Origin of the sequence: Sphingosinicella sp. YJ22 (assembly GCF_011320075.1) — a bacterium.
GTDB lineage: Bacteria > Pseudomonadota > Alphaproteobacteria > Sphingomonadales > Sphingomonadaceae > Allosphingosinicella.
The window spans coordinates 1-2,878 of sequence record NZ_JAANPA010000076.1; the positions used below are offsets into that span (position 1 = coordinate 1).

At 69.7% G+C, this 2,878-nt stretch carries 2 protein-coding genes and 1 pseudogene; all 3 read right to left on the reverse strand.

Features of this window, described 5'->3' with window-relative positions:
• Positions 1 to 699: pseudogene (locus G7B71_RS15450) on the reverse strand (biotin/lipoyl-binding protein); the annotation flags it as partial.
• Positions 699 to 2,429, reverse strand: coding sequence for a type I secretion system permease/ATPase (locus G7B71_RS15455; protein ID WP_166042562.1), 1,731 nt, complete (start codon positions 2,427 to 2,429; stop codon positions 699 to 701). The pseudogene G7B71_RS15450 and the gene G7B71_RS15455, both read right to left, overlap by 1 nt.
• A partial coding sequence (locus G7B71_RS15460) for a TolC family protein (RefSeq protein ID WP_166042565.1) occupies positions 2,426 to 2,878 on the reverse strand: 453 nt, incomplete at its 5' end. The genes G7B71_RS15460 and G7B71_RS15455, both read right to left, overlap by 4 nt.

Sequence of the window (2,878 nt, forward strand, 5' to 3'; positions counted from 1 at the left end):
AAGATGCTCGACGAGCTTTACGAGCTCGCCCGCCGCCTCGCTCGCCGCGACCGAGGCGGCGCTCTCGGCCTGGACCAGCGACAGGCGCGGCTCGATGCCGCGCTCGACCAGGGGACGGATGATGCGGACCTCGGCGGCGCGCGCATCGCGGGCGGTGACCCGCGCCTGATAGGCGGATTGCGCCTCCGACACCGCGCGTTCGGCCTGCTGCAGGCGGGCGTTCGCGGCGCCGCTGAGGCTGGCGAGGTCGGCCATGCGCGAGGCGTGAAGCGCCTGTTCGATGCGGATCTGCTCGGCGACGGTGGGATCGCTGGTCCGCGGATAGCTGGGCTCGCGTCCCTGCACCTCAGCCGACAGCCGCGCGATCTTGACGAGAAGCGCGTTGTAAGACGCCTCGCCGCTGCCGAACTCGGCGCCGGTCGCGGTCGGATCGAGGCGGAGAAGCGGCGCGCCGGCCTGGACGACGTCGCCGGCACGCACCAGGATGTCCTCGACGGTGCCGCCTTCCTGGTTGGACACGACCTGGAGCTGCGAGCTCGGGATCACCCGGCCCATGCCGCGCACCGTCCGCTCGATCTCGGCGAACGCGGCCCAGAGGAAGAACAGCAGCACGAAGCTGACGACCGCCCACAGCAGCCAGTTCGACGTCGCGCGCGGCTTGATGACGTCGGGCAGGTCCTCGAGCTTGCGCATCAGCATCAGGCAGCGGCCTTCGGGCGGGTGAGCTGCTGGAGGATCTTGTCGCGCGGGCCATCGGCGGCGACCTTGCCGGCCTCGATGACGATCACCCGGGTCGCCAGCGCGAGCAGCGGCGGGCGATGGGTGATCATGACGACGGTGCGGCCGGCCAGCTCCTCGCCGAGCCGCTGGATCAGGCCGGTCTCGGTCTGCGCGTCCATCGCGCTCGACGGCTCGTCGAGGACGACGATGGACGGGCGCCCGGCGATGGCGCGGGCGATGGCGATCGACTGGCGCTGGCCTCCGGACAGGCCCTCGCCGCGGTCGGCGAGCCTGAGGTCGTAGCCGTTGGCGATCTGGCCCATGAACTGGTGGGTGCCGGAGATGGTGGCGGCGCGGATCATCTCCTCGTCGTCGATGCCGGCGCGGCCGAGCTCGATATTCTCGCGCACCGAGCCGGTGAGCAGCACGCTTTCCTGAAGCGCCGCGCCCATCTTGCCGCGCAGCGCGGCCGGATCGAGCTGGCGGATGTCGGTGCCGTCGATCATCACCAGGCCGTCGTCGGGCGGATAGAGGCCGAGCACGAGGCGGGCGATGGTCGACTTGCCCGATCCGACGCGGCCGAGCAGCGCGACGCGCTCACCGGGCTCGATCGTGAAGCTGACCTCGCGAAGCACCGGCTCGGTCGCGCCGGGGTAGCGGAAGGTGACGCTCTTGAACTCGATCTTTCCGTTGATCACGGCGGGCTTGAGCGGCTCGCCCGAGGGCCCTTCGAGCGGCTGCTCCATCAGCGCCTTGACCTGGCGGTAGGCGGTTCGGGTCGCGGTGAGCCGCGACAGCAATTGCGAAATCTGGGCGAGCGGCGCGATGGCTCGGCCGGCGAGGATCGAGCAAGCGATGAGGCCGCCCATGGTGAGCGCGTTCTCGGCGATCAGGAACACGCCGATGATGACCACGCCCGAATAGGAGATGGTCCCGGCCGAGCCCGCGAAGGTCGTTCCGATCGCGCCGATCAGCCGCTGGCGCATCGCGCTGTCCGACTGCTGCTCGACGGCGCGCAACCAGCGCCCGGCGAGCAGGGGCCCGGCGCCGGTCGCCTTGACCGTCTCGATGCCGCCGACCGTCTCGACCAGCACCGATTGCTTGAGCAGGCTCTCGCCCATCGACTTGGCCGACAGCCGTTCGAGCGCGGGATGGGTGAGCCAGCCGATCAGGATGACGATCGGCACCATCAGCGCCGGAACCGCCACCACCCAGCCGCCGATGATCCATACCGCGAGCAGGGTGATCAGGATGAACGGCACGTCGACGACGGCGGTGAGCGTGGCGGACGCGAAGAATTCCCTCAGAGCCTCGAGCTCGCGCATGATTCCGGCGATGGCCCCGGTCGAGCCCTTCTTGAGCTCCAGCCGCATCGCGAGCAGGCGATTGAACACTTCCTCGCCGACCTCGCGGTCGATCTGGGCGCCGGCGAAGTCGACGAAATAGGCGCGCAGCAGCTTGAGGACGAAGTCGAAGACGATGACGATGACCAAGCCGATGCTCAGCGCCCACAGCGACGAGAAGGCGTTGTTGGGGACGACGCGGTCATAGACCACCATCGTGAACAAGGCGGTTAGCAGGCCAAAGATGTTGATGAACACCGCCGCCACCGAGACCTTGAGATAGGTCTGGCGGTTGCGCTTCATCGGCTCGAGCAGCCACGGCGCGAAGCGCGGCTTCGGTGCCTCGACCAGATCTGTGTCGCTCAACCCGTTCTCCCCAAGCGATCGGGATCGATGCCGAGCCGCTGCAGCAAGAGCCCGGTCCGGGAGAGGAGGATGTAGCGGGCGGCATCCAGTTCGGTAAGACCCTGGATATAGGCGGTCGCCGCGGCGAAATAGGCGTCCTCGGCGGCGATCACGTCGAACAGGGTGCCGCGGGCGGCGCGGAAACGGGTCACGATCACGTCGCGCGACTGGCGACTCGCGCGATAGGCGGCTTCGAGCGCGGCGAGCTGCTGCTCGAGCGCCTGGACGTCGGCCCAGGCGATGGCGGCGTCGCGCTCCGCTTCCACCCGGACTCGGTCGGCGCGCGCCTCGGCGCCGCGGGCGCGAGCGGCGAACTGGCGGGCGCGCGGGTCGACGCCGCCGAACAGCCGCCAGCGCAGACCGAGCCGGGCGCGCACGTCATAGTCGCGGTCGTTCTCGAACACGCCGTA